We start from the raw sequence: 4,867 nt of genomic DNA, 5'->3' as shown, positions 1-4,867 counted from the left end.
CCCGCGCAGGTTGGTCATGAGCAGCTGCACGCGCGGCAAGCCCAAGTTGCCCGTTCCCCGGAAGCTCGTGCGCACCGTCTTGTTAAGCGCCGTCTTAAGCAGAACGACCTCGGTCTGTTCGTCCAGCTCGTCGAGCTTGCCAAGGTTACCGGCCACGGATCGGGCGAGTCCGAGTCCGTCGTCGATGATGCTCACGACTCCGAGCACGAGCACGGGCGACGAGCCCGACCTGTCCGCGTCGGCCAGTTGGAGCGCCGAGGCGAGGTAGTCTGCCAGTGCGGCGTCCTCCGCGCGGACGGCGGGAAGATCCTCCGCGGTATAGCGCTCAACCGCGAACCGCAGCACGCGCAGCGAACGGCCGCTACGAGAGGTGGCATCCCTGCCGTGCCACTGCGTGTTCTGCACGAGTTCGAACAGCACCTCGCCCAGCTCGTCTTCGGGTGTCTTCTCCCGCACGCGGTAATCCATCGCCGCCACCCGCGCGCGGCCGCGAGGACGAACCGTGCGCTCTGCCAGCGTCCGGAACTCCGGTTGGCCCTCTCCGGCGAAGCGGCGCACGAACGAGCTCCCCTTCTCGGTGAGAATCCGCCTCTCGCCGAGGTGGAACAACGCGTCGCGGACGCTCGACGGTTTGTCGGGCTCGGGCCAGAGCGCGTGATAGAGGGTGCGTGCTTCCTCGTCGACGCGCCACTCGCCGTTCTCGAAGGCGTGCAGGTCGGGGCTGTGACTCAGCGAGGGAACATGGCTCGGCAGCAGGATGTACGCCGATGCCGCGCCTTCGGCGAAGTCGACGTCGCCCAGCCGGTTGTACCGCTCGAGCAGCTCGTATGCGTGCTCAGTGATCTCGGCCGTAAGGTCTGCGCCGCCCGCGTCGACGATCACGTCGGCGAGCACGGCAGCGATCGTCACGAGCTGGGAGGCCTCGAGATAGGCCGCCCAGCCGTCGGGCGCGCCTTCCGACAGGACGAGTTTCGACGCCGCCGGAACCGCTCCCCAGGTCAGCACGAACTGGATCGCCCGCCCGTCGTGGAGCGGATTCTTCGTGCTCGCGGAACCGACGATCTCGAGCTCGGCCACGTCGTCCGCGCTTCCGAGACGCAACAGGCGCTCGTGCCACTCAGCGAGATCCCGCTTGGGCACCGGCAACGCCAGTATGAATCGCTCGATCGTCATGACGCACCGCCTCGTCCGCCGGTGCGGTAGCCCGCATCCGCATGATCGGCCCGTATCGTCTTGGCCACTGTTCCCCCCGGTCGGAGCCGCGCACATCCGCTGTGCGTTCCGCCCATTGTGCGATGCGCGACCCGCACGGCGCGAATCCGACCGCTCCTTCCGCGGCGCTCACGCCACCTGTCGGCGGCGCTCGAATTCTGAAACGCCTTTCGGCGCGATGGTTTCCAGTGAGGGTCGCAGCGAGGACTACCCGAGAGATGTTCTCGCATGTCGTCGCGCCTCCGCAGCTCGAGAAGTAGACCGCACTCGGACGTCCGGGCGATGAGTCTCGCGTCGATTAGTCGCTCTCGAAGGTCAATCCCCCCGACGAATCACGGAGTGTGAGTGTCATCGCCCGCGCCGAGCACGCTGCTAATCGTGATCGGATCAGATTGCAACGTGGCCCTATCTACTCGCATTAGACACGGTCCTTTCTGTGAGGGCATTGATCCGTTGGCGGTCGATCCCGAGCATCGGCTACTCAAGCTTCCAGACTGCTCGCGGATCCCGCGCGGATTTTCCGACCCAGAGCACGAGCCCCTCTTCCTGCAGGGCCTTCAATCTCTTCATCACAGTGGGCCGGCTCATTCCTAGCGCCTCCCCGATCTCTCCCGTCCCCAGCTCGGCTGCGGTCGCGCGAAGCAGATCCAACACATCTTGGCTTCGTGACGGCAAACGAGACGCGACCGACGGATCAAGCCTCGCGACCGCGGCGAGCGTGAGCCTTACAGACGACTGCGTTTGGCGATAAACAGGATCAGTTAGTCCGACTCGGCGCATCTCGTCGAAGATACGGCGGATACCTTCGCCGAGTTCTTGGCCGATACGGAGGTCAGCGCAGACACGCGCTACGCGCGGATTTCTGGCGAAGCGACCGATCTCTAGTGGCTTTCGCAGGTCGGCGAGCCCGGGGAATCTTCCGGGGCTCTCAACCTCGACACGGTCCGGGAAGATCTCGACTCGGATGTGGTCTCCCCCCAGACTGTACGAGCGATGAATGACAGCATTGACCACTCCCTCTAGCCACGCATCGCGCGGAACGATCTGCTCGTCCTCGAATAACCCCGACGCTTTCAGGGCTCGGCGCTTAGGTATCAGGCGTTCGATGACCCTGGCGGCCTCCTCGATCTGGCGAGGGATCGGTCCTTCTACTCGAACATCGTGCTCGGCGTCGACCATCAGTCGTGACCCACTGCCTCGTTGCGAGGAAAGATATCGGATCACTCTGATGTGCGCCTGGGGGAAGAGGTTCCCTGGGTCGGGCGCAAACAGAAGGTACCCGGCATTGGTGACGTCCCCCTGTCTAGTTAGGAGACTTCTCGCTTGCAGTAGTCGTGTAAAACTCCCTTTCGCGCCGGTTGCGTCTCTGAACTGACGGAGGAGTAGTTCGTCCAGATCACCAACTCGAACGCCATCCGCCGGCTGTCCGTCGTAATGACCCTGTCCGCGGTCGAAGGCCAGCTCCTGACGCAGGCTGTGATCCAGCTTGCGCGATTCGTCGCCAATCCGGAGATAGCAATCTCCGGACTTCGTCTCGTGCACTACCTCGCCCGGGTCCACCCGAAGCACGATTAGGGAGTCGGTCTCACCGCGCGAGTTGACACAGCCCACTTGATCGACGGTGCAGCGCACCGGTGGCACGGTGTGGTCGATAGCCGCCTGCCGGTAGTCATTGATCCGCCCGGGATTGCTCTTGATTCCTTCCACGATGCCGTCGTGAAGCCCGATGACAACTACACCCCCGTCGGCATTGGCGAGAGCGACGAGTACCGGTGCGAGACTCTTGACATCGGACCTCACAGACTTTCGGTCAAACCACTGCCCTTCGGGCAGCGAAAGCAGCTTGGGGCCAACCTCGCCGATCGGCGCGGCCAGTGCACGGTCGACATCCTTCGAGCTCACCCCTTCAGAGTAACTTTGGAGCACCGCGACATTGAGGTTGAGATTGGCGGAATCACGCGGATCGCGAGCATTGCGGGCCTTTACAGTAGCTTTCGAGTAACGATGAGAAGTGGTCGCCTAAACACGCGCGACCCACACTCCGTCGAGCGCGCCCGGCCGCGGCGCCAATGAACTCGAAGCGGAGTACGCCGAACCCCGAGCCCGCATCCACGCGTTCGCCCCCACTCGCCGCCGACCAACTGTCGGACAGACAGGGCGCGTTGCCGCTAAGCCAATCGGGGCGTCACGAACTCACCTATAGCAACGTGACGACGGCTTAGGGGTACGCGTTCTCGAGCCTTCGCTCGACGTAGTCCCCAACGAGCGACCACCAGCTTGAGTATCGATCGCCGCTCGAGAGGCCCATGACGAGCGACCCCGCCGGCATGTCCGATTGATCTGCCGGGATCGCGGCGATCTCGATGAACGGTATGTCGAGGGCACTGTCGCGAAGGTCGGGCTCATCGGCCAACCACCCATGATGATCACGTCGGGGCGGCCGTAGAACGTCCATAATCGCCGGGAGCGTCTGCTGCACGAGATTGTCGAGATCCTTCGAGTGGCCCTTCTTCTCGAACAGGATCATCGAGATGCCACTCCGTGCGCGAAGCGGCAGCAAGCGCGGGAACTGATCTCGTCGGTGTTCGAGAATCTCGCGAAGCCGTCGCTCGAACTCGACTGTTTCGCCGCGCTCGGGCAGCGTGCCCAAGTTGAAGATGTATGGGCAGTGAGACAGGCGTGCACTTGCGTGCTTCCATACGCCGAATCGATCGACGGGGAATTCCGTGAATAGCGACGAGAAGACAAGGTCCACGTGGTGCTGTTGTTGAGCCTGATCGAGGTAGTCGATCTGACTGGCAATCTGCCGGAACCGAGCTTGCTGCGTCTTTACCGCGGGGTCGAACGTACGCTGGTAGTCCACCAACTCATCGCGCTCGAAGCCAGCGTCGAACATAGATACGTCTTGCGTTCCGTAGACCGCCTTGAACGGATCCCACCTCTCCTCAAGCGTCTGCGCGACGCGGAGATCATCGAGCACACTCGCCTTCGGTTGCGCGGTAATCCAGATCTCCGCGCCTCGACGTTCTCGCTGAGCGATCCATGGAGGGGCATCGTCTCCCCAGAAAGCGGCGAGAGTCTCCACATCAAGGTGTGGACGACCAACCCGAGCGAAGAGCAGCTTGACCTGCCGGTCATCCTTGTAGACCAGCTCGGTGAGTTCGTCGAGGAGCCACTTACACGCGTTGTCGATCCTGGGCCCGTTGCGCGAGGCGCTACTAACGAAGATGTCGAGGGCGATGTCCGCTCGTGGCTTTGGCCAGTTTGTCCGACCCCGCGCATACCGCGCGAGCGCGTCCGTTTCGAAGTAGTTTCGAAGCATCTGCCGCGCTTTCTCGCGCGAGGCCCGTCGCGTCTTCTTGGTTGGCGCTTCCGTCGGAATCGTCACACGAAGCGACGCCATCCTTCGCCGATGCAGTCGCAGGTACTCGCCCGCGTCGGTCCGCCAGAAGTGCGTCACGATGCGATCCTGACGGCGCATCGGACCGGGAGCAACCGCGGCCACAGGCACCGCACGATCCCGTCCCGCGAACGCGGCGCCTCCGAGGGCGCGAGTCTCCGAGTGGTCACACGGGCGAGCCGCTCTGACCACGACTAACGGTGGGACTTCCGTGCTCCCGCACCCGGCGCGAGTCACAGCAGCACCAAACCCCAG

General features: G+C 63.5%; 3 protein-coding genes. All 3 read right to left on the bottom strand.

All coding sequences use genetic code 11. From position 1 onward, the window contains the following. On the bottom strand, window positions 1-1,173 hold a 1,173-nt coding region (locus ASG00_RS01900), incomplete at its 3' end, for a hypothetical protein (protein ID WP_162238316.1). A 516-nt stretch (window positions 1,174-1,689) separates the two neighbouring features. After that, complete coding sequence (locus ASG00_RS01895) at window positions 1,690-3,114, bottom strand: ATP-binding protein (protein WP_082482985.1); 1,425 nt, start codon at window positions 3,112-3,114, stop codon at window positions 1,690-1,692. Between the two features lie 316 nt (window positions 3,115-3,430). Next, window positions 3,431-4,672 (bottom strand): hypothetical protein, encoded by a 1,242-nt coding sequence (locus ASG00_RS01890; RefSeq protein WP_056206426.1) that lies wholly within the window; start codon window positions 4,670-4,672, stop codon window positions 3,431-3,433. Window positions 4,673-4,867: the final 195 nt, after the last annotated feature.

It is taken from the genome of Microbacterium sp. Leaf351 (assembly GCF_001423825.1).
GTDB classification, from domain to species: Bacteria; Actinomycetota; Actinomycetes; order Actinomycetales; family Microbacteriaceae; genus Microbacterium; species Microbacterium ginsengisoli.
The sequence above is the reverse complement of the archived record's forward strand: the minus strand, read 5'-3'. Positions and strand labels throughout refer to the sequence as shown.